The organism is Synechococcus sp. HIMB2401, from assembly GCF_042883245.1.
Lineage (GTDB): Bacteria > Cyanobacteriota > Cyanobacteriia > PCC-6307 > Cyanobiaceae > Parasynechococcus.
Map to the genome: position 1 here is coordinate 404,954 of NZ_JBDJKK010000001.1, position 15,435 is coordinate 420,388.

Genomic DNA, 15,435 nt, shown 5'->3' on the forward strand with positions numbered 1-15,435 from the left:
TGACGCGGTGTCTAGAGATGGAACCCGTGCCCAACGTTGACGCGGGTGCCGTGGTGATGCGGGTGAACCGGAACCATCCAAGGCGTTGGTGTGACAATGACGCGCCGGGGCATCGGTGAAAACATTGGCCCGTACAGCGGGGAATAGCTGCGGTAGTGCCTTCGGTAGTGGGGGCGGTAGCTGTTTTCGATGGCCCTTCTGTAGCCATGCTTGTAGCCCCTGTTGTAGGCCTTCTTTTTTTTGTTTTTGCGGGAGTGGTGGTGATGGTGGTGATGAGCACTATGGGCTTCCGCGGCAGGACTCAGCCCGACACCGGTGATGACCACCACGAACGCAGCGATGCCAAGACGTTGAACAAGCGACATAAGGCGTCGATGGACTGAGGAAAACGTATTTCGGCTCTCCCTGGAAAACGTGTCAGCACCTCGGCCAGATGCGACTGGATGCGTCTTGAGGTCGTGATTCCCTATTCGGTGTCTGTGCGTTGTTCGAGCACGAAACGCAGGGCCCACAGTCCGGCGTAGGAGCCCGTCAGCACGAGGAGGATCAAGATCAGCACGACACATCCTCAACGTGGTGGTTTGTTGTAGCTGAGCCGTGTTGGTTCTGTGGTCAGATCTTCCAGTAGCCGTACCAATCAGGATGGGCTGGGCCATCGTCAACTTGGCCGTCGTCAACTTGGCCATCCGCGATCAGTTTCAAGTGCCACTGGCCATTGCCGTGAATCGGCAGCAGATCATCGAGCGCACTGTCCATTTCGACAGGGTGAAGATCGTCCTTGTGCACCTGCTCCTGTCCTTTCAGCCAACGCTGCCGTGCCAGCGCCTTGGCGGAGGCTGAAGAACGGGCCACGATCACCCCGAAGGCATGCTGTTCCGCCATCGAGGTGGGGTCATAGGCGCCAAGGTTGACGAACCACAGCTGCGGACCATCAACACTGGATGGATCCTGCGCTTGCTCAACAACCTCAACGCGATAGCCATCGACATGGACGATGCAGCGGTAGCTGTCGATGTGCAATCCACGGCGGAGGCCGATCCATTCCTGCCGCAGCGCCGGCAGCGTTGCGTCGATGGTCTCGCCCACGACCCAGCGCACATCGTGCTGCTCCACATGGCAGCCCTTGCAACGGCCCCCCAGCACCACCAGGAACAGCTTCTTGGCGCTGCTCATCGCTGGGCCGGTGATGACTCATCGGCATGGGCGACGACCGCACGGCAGTGGGCGATGAACTCCTCGCCGTTCCTCTCCCCTTTGGCTTGCTTGGTCTGCAGGCTGAGAATCTCAAAGGTCGCGGTGGTGCTGCTGCTCACCGGGGAGACGGTCGGACTGCGGCTTCCATCATGAAGGCGATTGTCCAGCGGCAGTCCGTCGTAGGGATCCGTGCCGTCACAACGAAGGAAGGCTGCATAGATGGCATCGATGGCCTCCCTCACCTGATAGGTGGCCCCTCGCTTCCTGGCGCGCTTGGTGATCGTCACCGCCATGCGGTTCAGCAGCCGCTTGTAGCTGTCGGGGTCGATGTCCAGCCAACTGGGGGGCGTGACCGACAACGGATTGCGTTCCATGCACCCCTTTGGTGGCTCCAGGTGTTCAGACTTTTTCGAGCCAGGCCAAGAACAACCGGCGGATTTTCTCTTCGTTGGTCACCCGTTCGCTCAGAGATGCCGTGACTGCGCCGGGGTGCTCGCGCTGCACGATCTGCTCAGCCTCGTAGGCATCCGCCGCTTCAACAGGCTTGAAGCCAGCGTCAACGGCCGCTGGAGCGCAAGAGAAGACGGGGTAACGGCTCATCGGGTTGCTGCAACCTCCAACCGATAGCAACGATTCTGCGATCGAGGGAATGGCTGCGGGGAGCTCACTCCCACATCTGTTGAGTTCATGCGTCTTTCTTAAGTCCTGAGCCTCATAGGGTGCTGATCCATACCTTTGGTGGTTCTTGCTGAGGAACCGTGGCTTTTGATTCTGGAGATAAAACGGATCGCTTCATTGCCGCAGCCAAGACACGGGCGGAAGCTGCATTGAACGAGCCTGCACCAAAACTGACGGCCTTGGAAAAGGGAATGTTGGAGTCGCTGCGACGGGGTGGAAGGCCCGTGCGTCATGGCTGAGCTCAGCGCATGAGCAGCCAAACGGCCAAAGCACCGCAACCAAACCCCTTGATGAACTGGGCCCAGGTGAGGCCGTAGGTATCGAGGGAAAGCGTTCTCATCATCAGATTCAGAACCTCTTTGTGTTTCCGAATCAAGGGTGAGCTGTTGGCCGTGTTCAGTTGCGGAATCTGTTTGAGCTTGATCTCCCCGAGCTTGGCCAACGTTGCTGGTCGCGTGTGCTGCTGGAGCATAAGGCGCGCCTGTTGGTCCGAAACGAACAAACCTTTCTTGGGTTGCTGTTCATCGGGTGACACGTTGCTAGGCAGTGGAAGCCCCTCCAATTGATTCATCTTGAAAAGAGTCGTCAGTCTGTCGAAGGGATTCCTGGTGAGTGCACTGCTGGTGTCCCCCGCTTTTGCCCAAAAGGTTTCGAAAGAAAACGTCCGTGCGCTGAACACCGCCAGGATGCAAGCTGAGTCCATCAACGGTGGACTCAACAACTACAGAGCTTCGAAATGCATGTACGCCACCGGTAAGGGAGGTGGCAATTGCTTGAAGAATGCAAGCGATGGCTACCTGTTCGTGTTTGATGGTGGCTCTCCAGGCTGGCAAGAGGCTGGTGGTCAACCCACTGGTGAAACTGAAATTCTTGTCTCTCGAGATGGAGCTTCGGTTGTTGATGTTGTCTACAACGGTTCACCCCTTTAACTGAAGAATTTTTCCAAGAATGTGGTTTGAATGGCCCCGCTGTAAAGGCGGGGCTTTTTTGTGGCTTGATTGAGCTTCATGTCATGCGGGCATTCGAAGAACTGCAGTCGGTCTAAATAATTAATCGACTGGAAGATGTGAATCTCAGCAGTGCACAAGATGCTGTGAATACTGGGGTTCAACTCATCAAATACAGCAAGAGAAAAACTCATGCAAACGATAAATATCGGATCTGAGTGCCTCGTTCTCCATCCGCGCCCAACCTGTTGTTGAGCTGTTCCTGCAGAGAGGATGGGGCCCAGCAGCTTCAACGGCCCTTGTCTTCCGGCTCAGCCCTGCCGCCCCTGCGCTTGGCCGTTGTGGGTCATGTCGAATGGGTGGAATTTCTGGCGGTGGATCAGTTGCCCCGCCCCGGGGCCATTGGTCACGCCTTGCGGTCTCTGCAGGAACCTGCTGGTGGTGGAGCCGTCGTTGCGGTGCAGATGGCACAGTTGCAGCAGCAACCCGTCCAGTTCTTTACGGCTTTAGGTCGCGATTCGGTCGGTGAAGCCTGCGTTAAGCGACTCGAGGATCTGGGCCTTGAGGTTCATGTCGCCTGGAGGGAGGTGCCAACCCGTCGTGGCGTGAGCATGGTTGATGGTGAGGGGGATCGCGCGATCACGGTGATTGGCGAGCGGCTGACCCCATCACTGGATGACGACCTTCCCTGGAACGCCCTCGGCCAATGCGACGGCCTGTTCGTCACGGCCGCTGATGCTCCTCTGTTGAAAGCCTGCCGTTCTGCTGCAGTTTTGGCGGCGACCCCGCGCGTTCGTTTGCCCGTGCTTCAGCAGGCCGGGGTGCCCCTCGATGCCTTGATCGGCAGTGGCCTTGACCCGGGTGAACGGGTGGAGTCGGGGCAGTTGAACCCAGCTCCCCACACAGTGATTCGCACGGAAGGTGCCGCAGGCGGTGTCAGTCGTCCAGGCGGCCGCTATGACCCATCACCCCTTCCGGGGCCCTTGGTCGAGAGTTATGGCTGCGGCGACAGCTTTGCGGCAGGCGTGGTCACGGGTCTTGCGGCGTGCTGGCCCCTGGCGAAGGCCATTGCTTTGGGTGCCCAGTGTGGTGCGGCCTGCGCGACGCGATTTGGGCCCTATGGATGAGTGCCCGCCACGCGCGATGGCTCTCAAGATCGACAAAAATGCACTGAAACACCTGTTGTTATGGCGCCCACCAAAAGAGAGATCCTTGCCGCATCGGCAGGCTGGGTTGCCGTCACGTTGAACGTGGTTCCGGGCTTGGGTGCCGGCTATCTCTACCAGCGCCGCTGGAAGGCGTACTGGATCACGTCTGCTATGGCGACGACTTGGTTTGTCCTGGGTGGAGTGCTGGGACAGGGGGCTGAGGCTGCTGAAGAAATCCAAAACCAATGGATTGGCTTGCTTGGACTCGTTGCTCTCGCAGCTGGAACAGCAGTAGAGGCTGGGCTCGCAGTGAAGCAATCGCGTCAACAGAACTGAGGCGGGTTGAGGCCAGAACACTCAGCTTCTGATCAGATCGACGTCAGGGTTTCCGATCTCCTCGCCTGGGTGTCTATGGCCTCAGTGCCACCCGCTCTTGGTGGGGCTTGCAGTGATCGCTACCCCTCGCGCCTGATCGCCTCGTCCTTCATCCGCTGAACCCGCTCCAAAACGGATTCATTGCTCATCCTGTTGTTCAGCCGTTCCACCAACAGTGGAAAGGCCAATGGGCTGGGCCGCGGAGTTTCAACGTGCAGCCATTCCTGGCTTGCAGCGCGCTCCAAGGCCGCCTCCAGGCGTGAGATCTCCAACTGGTCATCGAGCACCTCCTGCTGCGCCTGCAGCAGCAAGCGGTTGTTCGGCTCATGGCGGCTGAACACATCGAACAGCAGCGATGCACTGATCTGAAGCTGACCGGTGCTTTTGCTCGATCCAGGGAATCCCCGGTTCATCAGGCCTGCGATCTGGGCGATGGCGCGGAAGCGTCGCCGTTGCAGCTCGGAAAGATTCAGTGCGTTATTTAGATCCCGCTCCAGCTTTTGGCGATCGAGCAGCAGATCGATGTGGTCTTCCAGCAACTCCGCCATGGGGTAGCTCTTCGGTGCCAACAGCTCAAAGCCGTAGTCGTTCACCGACACCGTGATCGTGCCCCGCTCCAGACGGGTGAGCCGCGACGCCCAGAGGAAGCCGATGCCCTCATGCACGAACCGCCCTTCAAAGGGGAAGGCATACAGATGTGTGCCTTCCCGGGTGCGACAGGTCTCAATCAGCAGCTGTCCCACCGTCGGCAACACCGAGATGTCCTGTTGCCGATCAAACAGGGGCTTCAGAGCCTGTAGTTCAGCGTTGTCGAGATCACCACGGCTGGCGCGGTCCACCTCCAGACGCAAGTGATGGGTCAGCAGATCGGAGAGGGCCATCTGTCCCCCAGCCCAGGCAGGCACCGTGCGCGTTTTCTTGGAGCTCAACTTCACGTAGGCGGTCATGTCGCGCAGCCGCACGAATTCCAGCTGGCGGCCGGAGAAGAAGAACACATCCTTCGGCTTCAGCTGGCTGATGAAGGTCTCCTCCACATGGCCGAGCACAGCACCACGCACAAAGCGCACGGTGATCGCCGGTGCGGCTGTGATTGTTCCAACGTTGAGACGGTGCAGCCGGGCGATGGCCTTCTCGCGAACCCGGTAGCGCTGGCTTGTCTCCTCCCACTCGAGCTTGCGGTAGCGGGGGTAGGCACCGAGGCACTCTCCGCCCTGCTCCAGAAACAGCATGCACCAGTCCCAATCCTCCTGGCTCAGCTCGGCGTAGGCCGCACAGCTGCGCACGGCCTGCAAGGTCTGCTCCGGATGGAAGCCAGGGCCGCAGGCCAACCCCGTGAGGTGCTGCAGCAGCACATCCAGAGGGGCTTTCGGCGGCTTGCGTTGTTCCACCAGCCCCTCCGCCAGTCCCCGACGCACAGCACTGAGTTCGAGCAGCTCGAGCGCATTGGTGGGCATGAACAGCACCTGGGATGTTCCGCCGGGCAAGTGCGCTGACCGCCCCGCCCGCTGCAGCAGTCGCGCCAGATTCTTCGGGCTTCCGATCTGCACCACCTGTTCCACGGGTTGGAAGTCCACCCCGAGGTCCAGGGAGCTGGTGCAGACCACCCAACGAATGCCGCCGGCCTTCACGGAGGCTTCGATCGCTTCCCGCTCGCTGCGATCAATGGCGCTGTGGTGCAGGGCCAATCCCTCTTCCATTTCCGGGCAGGCGAAGCGCAGACACTGGTGCCAACGCTCCGACTGATTGCGGGTGTTGGTGAACAGCAAGGTGCTGATGCCGGGATTGAGTCGGGCCACCAGCTCCTCGTACATCCGCAACCCGAGGTGTCCGGCCCAGGGGAAGCCATCGATCGTCTCCGGAAGGATGCTCTGAATCTCCGTGCTGCGGGCAGGAGCGCCCCCGATCAGCTGTGGCTCACTTGCTGTTCCCAGGGCATGGCGTGCTGCCTGCTCGAGGTTGCCGATGGTGGCACTAATGGCCCAGGTCTGGAGCTGGGGGCGCAGCTGGCGCAACCAGCTCAGGCACAGCTCCGTCTGGCTGCCCCGTTTGCTGCCCATCAACTCGTGCCATTCATCGAGGATCACCGTTTCGAGTTGGCCAAACAGCTCTTCGGCCTTGGCGTTGCTCAGCAGCAGGGCGAGGGACTCCGGAGTCGTCACCAGAATCTGTGGTGGTGCCTTGAGCTGTTTGGTGCGTTCGCTGCTGCTGCTGTCGCCATTGCGGATGCCCACCCGAATCGGCCAGCCCATCGCCTCGATCGGTTCGCGGATCGCCAGCGACAAGTCGCGGCTGAGGGCCCGCAAGGGCGTGATGTAGAGCAGTCGCATTCCCTTCAACGTCTGCTCCTCCGCCAACATCCGCGCGATCGGTCCCATCACGGCTGCGAAGGTTTTGCCAGACCCTGTGGGCACTTGGATCAAGCCATTCCGCCCTGCCAGATAGGCGCTCCAGGTCTCCTGCTGAAACGGCAGCGGTGTCCAGTTCCTTTGCGCGAACCAGTCATGAATCGGCTCCAAGCGAGGGTCGTCGGTTGATGGTTTGGCCTTGGCCTTCGCTTTTGCCTTCTTTTCTGAAGCTGCCATCAGCGGTTCTCGATCAATGCCATCGCGGTCTGTAGTGAATCCGCTTCATCGGCGGGTTTGTCGCGTCGCCAGCGCAGGATCCGCGGGAAACGCACGGCGATGCCGGATTTATGGCGTTTTGAGGGGTGGATGCCCTCAAAGCCGATTTCAAACACCAGCTCGGTTTTCAGGGACCGTGCCGGCCCGAAGCGCTGCAGGGTGTTGCGTCGGATCCAGCGGTCCAGCTCGAGGATTTCGGCATCGTTGAGGCCGGAATAGGCCTTGGCGAAGGTCACCAACTGCGGCTCTTCAGCGTTGGTCCAGAGGCCGAAGGTGTAGTCGGTGAAGAGGTTGGCGCGACGCCCACTGCCGGCCTGGGCATAGAGGAGCACCGCATCGAGGGTCATCGGCTCCAGCTTGTGTTTCCACCAGTTGCCGCGTTTGCGGCCGCTCAGGTATGGCGATTCCGCCTGTTTGATCATCAGCCCTTCGGCGTTGTGCCGACGGGCCTGGTTGCGCTGTGTCTCCAGTTCCTCCCAGGAGTCGATCGACCAGGACGGGATCTGCTTCAGCCGCCACGACTCGGGATGCTCGATGCTGCCCAGCAGCGCAGCCAGCTGCTGCTGGCGCTGCCGTAATCCCTTCTGGCGGATGTCCACGCCTTGATGCTCCAGCAGGTCGTAGGCGATGAACCGCATTGGGCAATCCCGTTTCAACGTTGCTCCAACGCTTTTGCGGCCCAGCCGTCGTTGCAGCTGATCAAAGCCAAGCGGTTCGGCGGCGTCCTGTTGCCAGCAGATCAGCTCGCCGTCCAGAACGCTGCCGGATGGCAAGGCCTTGGCCACCTCCACAAGCTCAGGGAAGCTCTCGTTGACCAGCTCTTCTCCACGACTCCAGAGGTAGACGCCGGAGCCGCGATGAATCAGCTGACCGCGGATTCCATCCCATTTCCACTCCAGTTGCCAATCCCTCGCCGATGTCTCCAGCAGTCGGTCGGGTTCCAGGGGACTGGCGAGATAGAAGGGGTAGGGGGTGCCGCTGGAACGGTGTTCATCCGCCGTCGCGCAGGCGGTGAGTTGCCTGAAACGCTCTGCGGAGGGCTCAAAGCCGCCCATCAGCCGTTGCACCACAAGGCTTTCTTCGAGATCAAACGCTTCGGCGATGGCCCGGCTGATCAGGCCTGTCGACACGCCGACACGGAACCCCCCCGTGAGCAACTTGTTGACGATGAAGTGCTGGTCGAGCGGGGTTCGGTGCCAGAGCCAGATCACGGCATTGGCCTGATCGTCGTCGCTTCTGGTGCTGATGGCCGGCAGCAGGGTGTCCATCCACCAGCTCAGGGGCATGTCTCCATCACCGCTGGGCAGATCCGGATCGCCTGCTTCGACGCGCTCTTGCACGGCGGGCCAGAGCAGGCTGATGGTTTCAGCTGAGTCGCCCACCTGGCCGTAGCAGTCGTCGATCAGCCAATCCGGAAGACCACCGCGGTCCCGCAGGATGTCGCGGAGTCGGCGACCGGTGATCAGGCGCCTGCGGCGCTTGCCCAGCAGCAGCATCAACGCCCAGGCCGCCTCCCCTGGTTCGACCCCCTGAAAGTGATCCACCAGCGCTTGCACCTTGGCCTTGGTGCCCGTGACCTGATCCAACTGATTGAACAGGTTCTGAAAGGCACGCATGCGCGCTGGAACGGGATGGATGGAAAGCCCCGTCATCCTGACAAGACATTTTGTGAGCAGTGCTGGAAATCCGGCGGAGACCTGTGTTGATCTGAGCCACAGATTCCTGAATCAGCCGGATGGCACTCCTCTGGGACAACCTCGCGCAACAACTCAGCAGCGTGCGCGCTACTGCCTCAGCCACGGCCGTCGTCACCCCCGTGGCTGGCTCCGGCACATCGGATGATCCATCCGACCGTCGTCGTCGTCTTCAGAAGGCGCTCGAGGCCGTGAAAGACAGCGGCAACGCCATGATGATCGAATCGCTCACAGCCGCGATCGAAGGTCGCGAAGCAAACCTCAACCTCCCCGAGCTGCCGGACGGCATCGCCAAGTTCTAGTCCGACTCCCCTTCGAACAGGGTGTCCAACGGCTCTGCATCCACACCCTCCACCTCCCGCAGGTAACGGGCCAGAACGTCACTCTGTCCATGGGTGACGTACACCTTGCGGGCGCCGCTGTCGCGAACGGTCTGGATCAGTCCAGGCCAGTCGGCATGATCACTGAGCACGAATCCCCGCTCGTAGCCCCGCCGTCGACGGGCTCCTCGCACGGCCATCCAGCCGGAGGCAAAGGCGGTTTGGGGTGACTTGAAGCGACGCATCCAGCTGGAGCGATGGGCCGACGGTGGCGCCAGGATCAACCGCCCTTCGAGCGGATCCTTGCGGGGCAGTTCGCTGACGGGACGACTGGGGGTCATCGGAACCCCTGCCTCGCGGTAGTGGCGGGTCACGGTTTCAACAGCGCCGTGCAGCAGCACCTCCTCCTCCACGCCGATGGCCTTCAGTTCAGCCAGCAAGCGTTGGGCTTTGCCGAAGGCATAGCAGAACAGCAGGGATGGTCTGCTGCGATCACGGCTCCACCAGGCATGGATCTCCTTGGCCACCTGCTCACCGCTTTGCCAGCGATAGATCGGCATTCCGAAGGTGGCTTCGGTGATCAACACATCGCAGCGCACTGGTTCGAAGGGGTCACAGCTGGGGTCGTCATCCCGTTTGTAATCCCCACTGACCACCCACACCTCACCCTCTGATTCCAGACGGATCTGCGCCGAACCGAGCACATGTCCGGCGCTGTGAAACGACACCTTGCATTGCCCCAGCCAGTGTTCTTCGCCGTAGGCCACTGGGTGAAGGGTGATGTCTTTGCCGAGCCTCTGGCGCAGCACCCCTTCACTGGAGGCCACAGCCCAGTACTCCCCGCATCCGGGGCGGGCGTGGTCGGCATGGGCGTGGGTGATCAGGGCCCGGGGAACCGGACGCCATGGGTCGACCCAGGCCTTCGCGGCACGGCAATACAACCCCTCCGGTGTGCGTTCGATCAAGCTCCGCCACCGATCGCTGCAAACAGTCTGAAAGGCCCATACCTTGAGCGCGTTCGACCCGCTTGCCATCAAGCTGCTCGCTGCCGCTCTGTTTGTTTCAGCCCTGGCTGTGCCCAGTTCCGCTTTGGCTCAGAAAAAGATTCCCAAGGCCCAAGGCCACAACCAATGCCCCCTGGGTTATGTCAACACCCTGGGCACCACCTGTGTGTCTCCGATCTATTACGAGATGAAACCCACCAACAGTGAAGCCTGCCCCTCCGGCTGGATGAATGTTGGCGCTGGCTATTGCCGTAAGAAGTAATCAATTCAGTGGCTGAGGCCTTAGGCCACTCCAGCGCTCCAGGGTGTTGACAGATTGAACACCCTGGAGTCGCGTTGATCCCGGCCGTGTCCAGGTGGGGATGGATCGAATGTTTTCATCCCTGCACTGCCTGAGCTGGTCGGGGTACTTGTCGGGCAGACCGCATTCCACGTAGTTCAGGTTGGCTCCGGCCTGTTTGCCGAAGAGCTTCATCTGTTCTTTGCAGGCGGGGCACCAATGGGCTCCAAAAAACCTGGCGCCCACCGTGTTGAGTTGCTCGGCCAACTTGATCGTTTGTGCTGTGGACTCCGTTGCGGGCTCAGGAATCGGTTGGTCCCACGGTTGTGCAGCCGCTGCCGTGCACAACGTCCCTGCCATCGCTGCCACCAAGGTCAGAACCCCGATGCCCTGGGGCTGGATGACGGGGGCCATGAATCGCAGGGGTTGGATTGTCGAAATTTATTCGCGTGCCGCGTCGTTCTTTGATCTGTTGGTGCGTTACCGGCTCATTTCGAGCATGCGCTGCAAGGGTTTCATGGCCTTCAGACGCATCGATTCATCCATCTCGATCGCAGGCGTGAGGGTCTCCAGGCATGCCTTCAGTTTTTCAAGGGTATTGAGCCGCATGTAGGGGCAGGCATTGCAGCTGCATCCATCGATCCCTGGAACGTCGAGCAGGGTTTTTTCAGGGACCCGTTGCTGCATCTGATGCAAGATCCCCGGTTCCGTCAGAACGATGAAGCTGTTGCAGGAGCTTTGTTCGGCGTAATTCAAAAGCTTGCTGGTGGATCCAATGAAATCCGCCAGGTCCAGCAGATTCTGCTGGCACTCGGGGTGGGCGATCACTTCAGCCCCGGGATGTTCGTGCTTGAGGGCCAGCACAGCTTCTTCGCTGAAGGTCTCGTGAACGATGCAGCGTCCCGGCCAGAGGGTCAGCTCGCGACCGCTCTGTTGCTGAACCCAGCGCCCCAGGTTCTGATCGGGGGCGAACAGCACGGGCTGGTCGGCAGGCAGCTGATTCACCAGATCAACGGCATTGCTGCTGGTGCAGATCAGATCGCTTTGCGCCTTCACTGCGGCCGTGCAGTTGATGTAGCTCACCACGAAGTGGTCGGGGTGCTCTGCCCGAAAGCGGGCGAACTCATCGGCGGGGCAGTCGTCCGCCAGAGAGCATCCGGCCTCCAGATCCGGCAGCACCACCGTCTTTTCCGGGCTAAGAATCTTGGCGGTCTCCGCCATGAAGTGCACGCCGCAGAACACGATCACGTCTGCATCGGTGCTGGCGGCCTTGCGCGACAGCTCCAGGGAGTCACCAACGAAATCGGCGATGTCCTGAATCTCCGGCTCCTGGTAGTAGTGCGCCAGGATCACGGCATTGCGGTCCTGGCGAAGCCGGTTGATCGCCGCAACAAGGGCGGTGTCAGCGCTCATCAGGACTGGTTCGGGGCAGGATGGCCACAGCCTAGGCATTCGCTCTGAAGCACCTGCGACTTGCCATTGCCGGTGATCTGCACGGCGCCTGGGGCGACGCGGATGAGCAGCTGCTGCAGCGGCTCAAGCCCGACGCTGTTCTTTTCGTTGGTGATCTTGCTGATGGGGATCTGCGTCTGACGCGCCGGATCACGCGGCTTCCCTTCCCCGTGGCCGTGATCCTGGGGAACCACGACCGCGGGCGTGATCGCAGTGGCGGCATCCTCGAGCAACAACGCGCTGTGCTCGGCGATCTCCATTGCGCGTGGCGCTCAATTCAATGGCCGGAGCTCCCGTTGACGGTTGTGGGTGCGCGTCCATGCAGTGCTGGTGGAGGTTTTCACCTATCGAAAGCGGTGGAGGCGGTGTACGGCCCGGTGTCGCTTGAGGCTTCAGCCGAGCGGATTGTGCAGGCCGCCGCTGATGTACCCGCCGATCAGCCCCTGATCGTCATGGCCCACTGCGGTCCCTCAGGCTTGGGATCCGAGGCCGCCAGTCCCTGCGGACGCGACTGGAAGACGCCAGCAGTGGACTGGGGGGATCAGGATCTGGCCCTTGCTCTGGACCGCATGGCCAAAGACCGACCTGCCGATCTGGTGATCTTTGGGCACATGCACCATGCCCTCAAGCGCGGCTCTGGTTTCCGCCAGACCCTGTTGCGTCATCGCCATGGAACCGCGCTGATCAATGCCGCCTGTGTGCCCCGTTCAGGTGTGGATGGGCAAGGTCGAACGCTGCTGCATCTCTCCTGGGCTGAATTCCAGGGGGCCCGCCTCACCCAGCTCGCCCATCGCTGGTACACCCCAGAAGCTGAGTTGATCCATCAGGAGCAGTTGCCGATCGATGCTCCGTTGCCGTGCTGATTTATTTCTGCAGCAGCAGCCATGGCTTCGGCCATGCGGCTCGCGATGCTGCGGTGCTCCAGCAACTGCGCCGCCTGCGTCCTGAATGGACCTTGGTGATGAGCTCGGGTCTGCCCTCCCCCGTACTCAACCTGCTGTTGGGGGATGCAGCGATTGAGCAGCGGTCCTGTCAATGGGATGTGGGCATGGTGCAGGCCGACGCGCTCGGTGTGGATTGCGCCGCCACCCTCAGGGCCCTGGATGAGCTGGAGCAACGGCTGCCGGCCCTGATCGAGGCTGAGGCTCTCTGGATTGCGTCGCAGGGGCAGCCGGTGTTGATCATCGGGGACATTCCCCCGGCCGCAGCCGCCCTGGCCCAGCGCCTCGATGCACCTCTGGTGTGGATGAGCAATTTCGGATGGGATGACATCTATCGCCCCTTGGGCTCTGCCTTCCAACGCTGGGCCGATGCTGCTGCAGAGGCCTACCGCTGCGGTGATCTGTTGCTGCGCTGCCCGTTTGACCTCGCCATGCACTGGGGGTTGCCTGAACAGAGGCTCGGTTTGGTTTGCGCCAGCCCGCGGCCCATTCCGGCGGATCTTGAGGCTTGCCTTGATGCCCAGGATGCTCCCCTGTTGTTGGTGGGGTTTGGAGGCCTGGGCTTGTCCCTTTCGCGGGATCTGTTTCAGCTCTGGCCCAACCACCATTTCCTGCTTCCGGCGTCAGCAGATGCCTCGCAAGCGCCTGAGTTGGCGGCGCTCCCCAACCTCACGTTTCTGCCGAATGGGCTGCGCCCCGTCGATGTGCTCGGCCGTTGCTCCCGTTTTCTGGGCAAACCGGGTTTCAGCAGCTTCTGCGAGGCGATGGCCCAAGGGGTTGGGATGCACGTCGTGGAGCGCAGCGGATTTGCCGAAGCTTCGGCGCTGATGGATGGTTTGCGTCGCCACGGCCAGCACCGTTGCCTCAGCCGTCAGGAGCTGGACACCGGCGCATGGCAGCTGGATCAGCCATTGTTGGCGCCAAGCGAAGCCCCTCTTTCTGCATCAGGGGCTGAAGAAGCCGCTCTGGCACTGGTGGGTTGGGTTGCAAGTCGTTTTTAATTTTTGGTCTTTTTCATCACTTTTTTGAGCTGATTTGCTTGCCTGTTAGCGATCTGGCCGATTATTTGACTGGCATATATACCTATTGATTTGAGCCTTTAATTCGAGAAGGTCACTGCGTGTGGGAATTTTTTTCCGCTCGAGCATTTCATCCGCTTCTGATTTGCTCATCGTCCTCTTTCGAGGGCATGCTCCTTGAACGCTCTTTATGGCTATCTCTGCATTCATCGGTCGTCAGACGCTTCATGCGGCCGTGATCGTCGGAGTTCTGCCTGCCCTCAGTTCCCTTCTTCCTGCCCAGGCGAGCCTGCTCCCCCCCGCCTCTCGGGCGCAGCTGATCCATACCTCTGACTTCCAGCCCAGCCGGGCCATTCCCTACGTGATCACGCCCGAACGTCGGGCGATGCTCAACACGATTCGTTTTGCGGAAGGCACCTGGAAAGGTGGTCTGGATGTGGGCTATCGGGTGATGTTCGGCGGTGGCTTGATGCCTTCCCTCGACCGGCATCCCAACCGGGTGACCTACAGCTCCCGCTACGCCAGTGCAGCTGCGGGGGCTTACCAGTTCATGCCCTTCACCTGGAATCTGGTTCAGCGCAGCATCGGCGTGCGCGGTTTCGGCCCTGAGGCTCAGGACCAGGGCGCGTTGTTTCTGATTCAGCGGCGCAAAGCCCTGGGTCTGACCGACACCGGCGTTCTCAGCCCGCTGCTCGCCGCCATGCTGGCTCCCGAATGGGCTTCCTTCCCTACCCTCGCCGGTCGCAGCTATTACGGCCAACCCGTCAAGAAATACGCACGACTGCGTTCCTTCTATGACGTGAACCTCGCGGAGTTGCGTCGTCTGCGTGACGTCAAGCGTCAGGCGCTCGTCACTCCCCCTCCGGCCCTCTGCACCGGGTCGCGCATTGAATGCGCCACCCGGCTCTGACGGCATTCACGTTTCTCGACGTTCCTCAGCCTTCGGCGTCGTTCTGAAGCTTTCGACCAACCGTGGCCTGGGCGATCAGATACGCGGCGATGCCTCCTGCCAGGAAACCGACTCCATTGCGCAGTAGGGGCATCACTTCAGACGTGCGTGTGATCACAGGAGCAACGCCGAATACGCCGAATAGCATCACCCACAGCGGTGAGAGCAGCAGCAACCAGGCCCAGGCGATGGTTTCGCCCTCCTTGCGCGGATAAGCCGCAAAGCCAGCAATCAAGCCGCCAAAGATTGAGGTGGTCAGCGTCCAAAGCCACTGTTCCTGGGGAAGGCCAGGCACCACCTGACAGCCACCACGGTCCAGACAGATTTCCACGGCATTGAGGGCATCCAGCACGGCTCCGTCTTCGCCGTGATCCTTCACGTAGTACTGGTTGCCGTAGCGGGTCTGCAGCTCCACCCAGTAGGTGCGCGGCATCATCGCGAAGTAGGCATCGCCAACGTTGAAGTTCAGCAGGTTCCCGCCGCGGGGGTCGGCCACCAGCAGCAGGCTGCTCTCATCCAGCCCCCAGAACTCGCGAATGGCCAGACCTGGTGTGCGTTCGTACTGGGTCAACACCCGCATCTTCCAGCCTGTGCGTTCCTCCACATCTGCCAGAGATGCCTCCAGCTGGGCCCGCTGGGTGTCACTGAACACCTTGGCGAGGTCGATCACCGGGGTGGGGTGATCCGGCAGCAGCTCCGGGTTGTCGTAGGCCTCAGCCGGGGTCACCAGAACACCCAGGCTGACCAGAGCCACCACGATGAGGCTCCACAGATGTCGGATGTGATGTGTTCCCATGGAACTGCTGCAGCGAC

20 protein-coding genes are annotated in these 15,435 nt (G+C 61.0%); 9 read left to right on the forward strand and 11 right to left on the reverse strand.

Annotated features, from left to right (window positions below):
* Positions 1 to 11: 11 nt before the first annotated feature.
* The 4 genes from AAXE93_RS02630 to AAXE93_RS02645 all read right to left on the reverse strand — a co-directional run bounded on the left by AAXE93_RS02630 (position 12) and on the right by AAXE93_RS02645 (position 1,794).
* Positions 12 to 365, reverse strand: a complete 354-nt coding sequence (locus AAXE93_RS02630; RefSeq protein ID WP_390127866.1) for a hypothetical protein — start codon at positions 363 to 365, stop codon at positions 12 to 14.
* Between the two features lie 247 nt (positions 366 to 612).
* Entirely contained in the window at positions 613 to 1,173 is a 561-nt protein-coding gene (locus tag AAXE93_RS02635) for a DUF1543 domain-containing protein (protein ID WP_390127868.1), read from the reverse strand.
* A complete protein-coding gene (locus tag AAXE93_RS02640; protein ID WP_390127871.1) occupies positions 1,170 to 1,568 on the reverse strand; it encodes a hypothetical protein in 399 nt (132 codons plus the stop codon). Before AAXE93_RS02640 ends, AAXE93_RS02635 begins: the two co-directional genes overlap by 4 nt.
* A gap of 25 nt (positions 1,569 to 1,593) precedes the next feature.
* On the reverse strand, positions 1,594 to 1,794 hold the full coding sequence (locus tag AAXE93_RS02645) for a hypothetical protein (RefSeq protein ID WP_390127874.1): 201 nt from the start codon (positions 1,792 to 1,794) through the stop codon (positions 1,594 to 1,596).
* 158 nt (positions 1,795 to 1,952) lie between these two features.
* Between AAXE93_RS02645 and AAXE93_RS02650 the strand changes: the two genes are divergently transcribed.
* Positions 1,953 to 2,111: a hypothetical protein gene (locus AAXE93_RS02650; protein WP_186497711.1), complete on the forward strand. Its 159-nt coding sequence runs from the start codon at positions 1,953 to 1,955 to the stop codon at positions 2,109 to 2,111.
* Positions 2,112 to 2,113: 2 nt separating this feature from the next.
* On the opposite strand, the gene AAXE93_RS02655 is transcribed toward AAXE93_RS02650, so the two are convergent.
* Positions 2,114 to 2,443 (reverse strand): hypothetical protein, encoded by a 330-nt coding sequence (locus AAXE93_RS02655; RefSeq protein WP_390127878.1) that lies wholly within the window; start codon positions 2,441 to 2,443, stop codon positions 2,114 to 2,116.
* 37 nt (positions 2,444 to 2,480) lie between these two features.
* Between AAXE93_RS02655 and AAXE93_RS02660 the strand changes: the two genes are divergently transcribed.
* The 3 genes from AAXE93_RS02660 to AAXE93_RS02670 all read left to right on the forward strand — a co-directional run bounded on the left by AAXE93_RS02660 (position 2,481) and on the right by AAXE93_RS02670 (position 4,303).
* Positions 2,481 to 2,801, forward strand: coding sequence for a hypothetical protein (locus AAXE93_RS02660; protein WP_390127880.1), 321 nt, complete (start codon positions 2,481 to 2,483; stop codon positions 2,799 to 2,801).
* A 317-nt stretch (positions 2,802 to 3,118) separates the two neighbouring features.
* Entirely contained in the window at positions 3,119 to 3,946 is an 828-nt protein-coding gene (locus AAXE93_RS02665; RefSeq protein WP_390127882.1) for a PfkB family carbohydrate kinase, read from the forward strand.
* Positions 3,947 to 4,006: 60 nt separating this feature from the next.
* The gene (locus AAXE93_RS02670; protein ID WP_390128660.1) at positions 4,007 to 4,303 is read left to right on the forward strand and encodes a hypothetical protein; all 297 of its coding nucleotides are present in this window, start codon (positions 4,007 to 4,009) and stop codon (positions 4,301 to 4,303) included.
* Positions 4,304 to 4,422: 119 nt separating this feature from the next.
* Here AAXE93_RS02670 and AAXE93_RS02675 read toward each other — a convergent pair whose 3' ends face one another.
* On the reverse strand, positions 4,423 to 6,924 hold the full coding sequence (locus tag AAXE93_RS02675; protein WP_390127884.1) for a ligase-associated DNA damage response DEXH box helicase: 2,502 nt from the start codon (positions 6,922 to 6,924) through the stop codon (positions 4,423 to 4,425).
* Entirely contained in the window at positions 6,924 to 8,579 is a 1,656-nt protein-coding gene (locus AAXE93_RS02680; RefSeq protein WP_390127886.1) for an ATP-dependent DNA ligase, read from the reverse strand. The genes AAXE93_RS02675 and AAXE93_RS02680 overlap by 1 nt, the downstream gene beginning before the upstream one ends.
* 119 nt (positions 8,580 to 8,698) lie before the next feature.
* Here AAXE93_RS02680 and AAXE93_RS02685 point away from each other — a divergent pair, with 119 nt between their 5' ends.
* On the forward strand, positions 8,699 to 8,959 hold the full coding sequence (locus AAXE93_RS02685; protein ID WP_114989278.1) for a hypothetical protein: 261 nt from the start codon (positions 8,699 to 8,701) through the stop codon (positions 8,957 to 8,959).
* Here the strand turns inward: AAXE93_RS02685 and AAXE93_RS02690 are convergent.
* The gene (locus tag AAXE93_RS02690; RefSeq protein WP_390127888.1) at positions 8,956 to 9,942 is read right to left on the reverse strand and encodes a ligase-associated DNA damage response exonuclease; all 987 of its coding nucleotides are present in this window, start codon (positions 9,940 to 9,942) and stop codon (positions 8,956 to 8,958) included. The two genes, AAXE93_RS02685 and AAXE93_RS02690, sit on opposite strands and share 4 nt — an antisense overlap.
* A 67-nt stretch (positions 9,943 to 10,009) precedes the next feature.
* On the opposite strand from AAXE93_RS02690, the gene AAXE93_RS02695 reads away from it, so the two are divergent.
* Positions 10,010 to 10,243: a hypothetical protein gene (locus AAXE93_RS02695; protein ID WP_390128662.1), complete on the forward strand. Its 234-nt coding sequence runs from the start codon at positions 10,010 to 10,012 to the stop codon at positions 10,241 to 10,243.
* On the opposite strand, the gene AAXE93_RS02700 is transcribed toward AAXE93_RS02695, so the two are convergent.
* A complete protein-coding gene (locus AAXE93_RS02700) occupies positions 10,244 to 10,675 on the reverse strand; it encodes a hypothetical protein (protein WP_390127890.1) in 432 nt (143 codons plus the stop codon).
* Positions 10,676 to 10,741: 66 nt separating this feature from the next.
* A complete protein-coding gene (gene nadA / locus AAXE93_RS02705) occupies positions 10,742 to 11,674 on the reverse strand; it encodes a quinolinate synthase NadA (RefSeq protein ID WP_390127892.1) in 933 nt (310 codons plus the stop codon).
* Between the two features lie 53 nt (positions 11,675 to 11,727).
* On the opposite strand from nadA, the gene AAXE93_RS02710 reads away from it, so the two are divergent.
* The 3 genes from AAXE93_RS02710 (at position 11,728) to AAXE93_RS02720 (ending at position 14,583) form a co-directional block, all read left to right on the forward strand.
* Positions 11,728 to 12,576, forward strand: a complete 849-nt coding sequence (locus tag AAXE93_RS02710; RefSeq protein WP_390128664.1) for a TIGR04168 family protein — start codon at positions 11,728 to 11,730, stop codon at positions 12,574 to 12,576.
* A complete protein-coding gene (locus AAXE93_RS02715) occupies positions 12,570 to 13,655 on the forward strand; it encodes a hypothetical protein (protein WP_390127894.1) in 1,086 nt (361 codons plus the stop codon). The genes AAXE93_RS02710 and AAXE93_RS02715 overlap by 7 nt, the downstream gene beginning before the upstream one ends.
* A gap of 208 nt (positions 13,656 to 13,863) precedes the next feature.
* Complete coding sequence (locus tag AAXE93_RS02720) at positions 13,864 to 14,583, forward strand: endolysin (RefSeq protein ID WP_390127896.1); 720 nt, start codon at positions 13,864 to 13,866, stop codon at positions 14,581 to 14,583.
* Positions 14,584 to 14,608: 25 nt separating this feature from the next.
* Here the strand turns inward: AAXE93_RS02720 and AAXE93_RS02725 are convergent, their stop codons facing one another.
* Positions 14,609 to 15,418 (reverse strand): TPM domain-containing protein, encoded by an 810-nt coding sequence (locus AAXE93_RS02725; protein WP_390127898.1) that lies wholly within the window; start codon positions 15,416 to 15,418, stop codon positions 14,609 to 14,611.
* Positions 15,419 to 15,435: the final 17 nt, after the last annotated feature.

Coding starts and splice junctions, on each gene's coding strand:
- AAXE93_RS02630 (WP_390127866.1), bottom strand. CDS start 365: ATGTCGCTTGTTCAACGTCTTGGCATCGCTGCGTTCGTGGTGGTCATC.
- AAXE93_RS02635 (WP_390127868.1), bottom strand. CDS start 1,173: ATGAGCAGCGCCAAGAAGCTGTTCCTGGTGGTGCTGGGGGGCCGTTGC.
- AAXE93_RS02640 (WP_390127871.1), bottom strand. CDS start 1,568: ATGGAACGCAATCCGTTGTCGGTCACGCCCCCCAGTTGGCTGGACATC.
- AAXE93_RS02645 (WP_390127874.1), bottom strand. CDS start 1,794: ATGAGCCGTTACCCCGTCTTCTCTTGCGCTCCAGCGGCCGTTGACGCT.
- AAXE93_RS02655 (WP_390127878.1), bottom strand. CDS start 2,443: ATGAATCAATTGGAGGGGCTTCCACTGCCTAGCAACGTGTCACCCGAT.
- AAXE93_RS02670 (WP_390128660.1), top strand. CDS start 4,007: ATGGCGCCCACCAAAAGAGAGATCCTTGCCGCATCGGCAGGCTGGGTT.
- AAXE93_RS02675 (WP_390127884.1), bottom strand. CDS start 6,924: ATGGCAGCTTCAGAAAAGAAGGCAAAAGCGAAGGCCAAGGCCAAACCA.
- AAXE93_RS02680 (WP_390127886.1), bottom strand. CDS start 8,579: ATGCGTGCCTTTCAGAACCTGTTCAATCAGTTGGATCAGGTCACGGGC.
- AAXE93_RS02685 (WP_114989278.1), top strand. CDS start 8,699: ATGGCACTCCTCTGGGACAACCTCGCGCAACAACTCAGCAGCGTGCGC.
- AAXE93_RS02700 (WP_390127890.1), bottom strand. CDS start 10,675: ATGGCCCCCGTCATCCAGCCCCAGGGCATCGGGGTTCTGACCTTGGTG.
- nadA (WP_390127892.1), bottom strand. CDS start 11,674: ATGAGCGCTGACACCGCCCTTGTTGCGGCGATCAACCGGCTTCGCCAG.
- AAXE93_RS02720 (WP_390127896.1), top strand. CDS start 13,864: ATGGCTATCTCTGCATTCATCGGTCGTCAGACGCTTCATGCGGCCGTG.
- AAXE93_RS02725 (WP_390127898.1), bottom strand. CDS start 15,418: ATGGGAACACATCACATCCGACATCTGTGGAGCCTCATCGTGGTGGCT.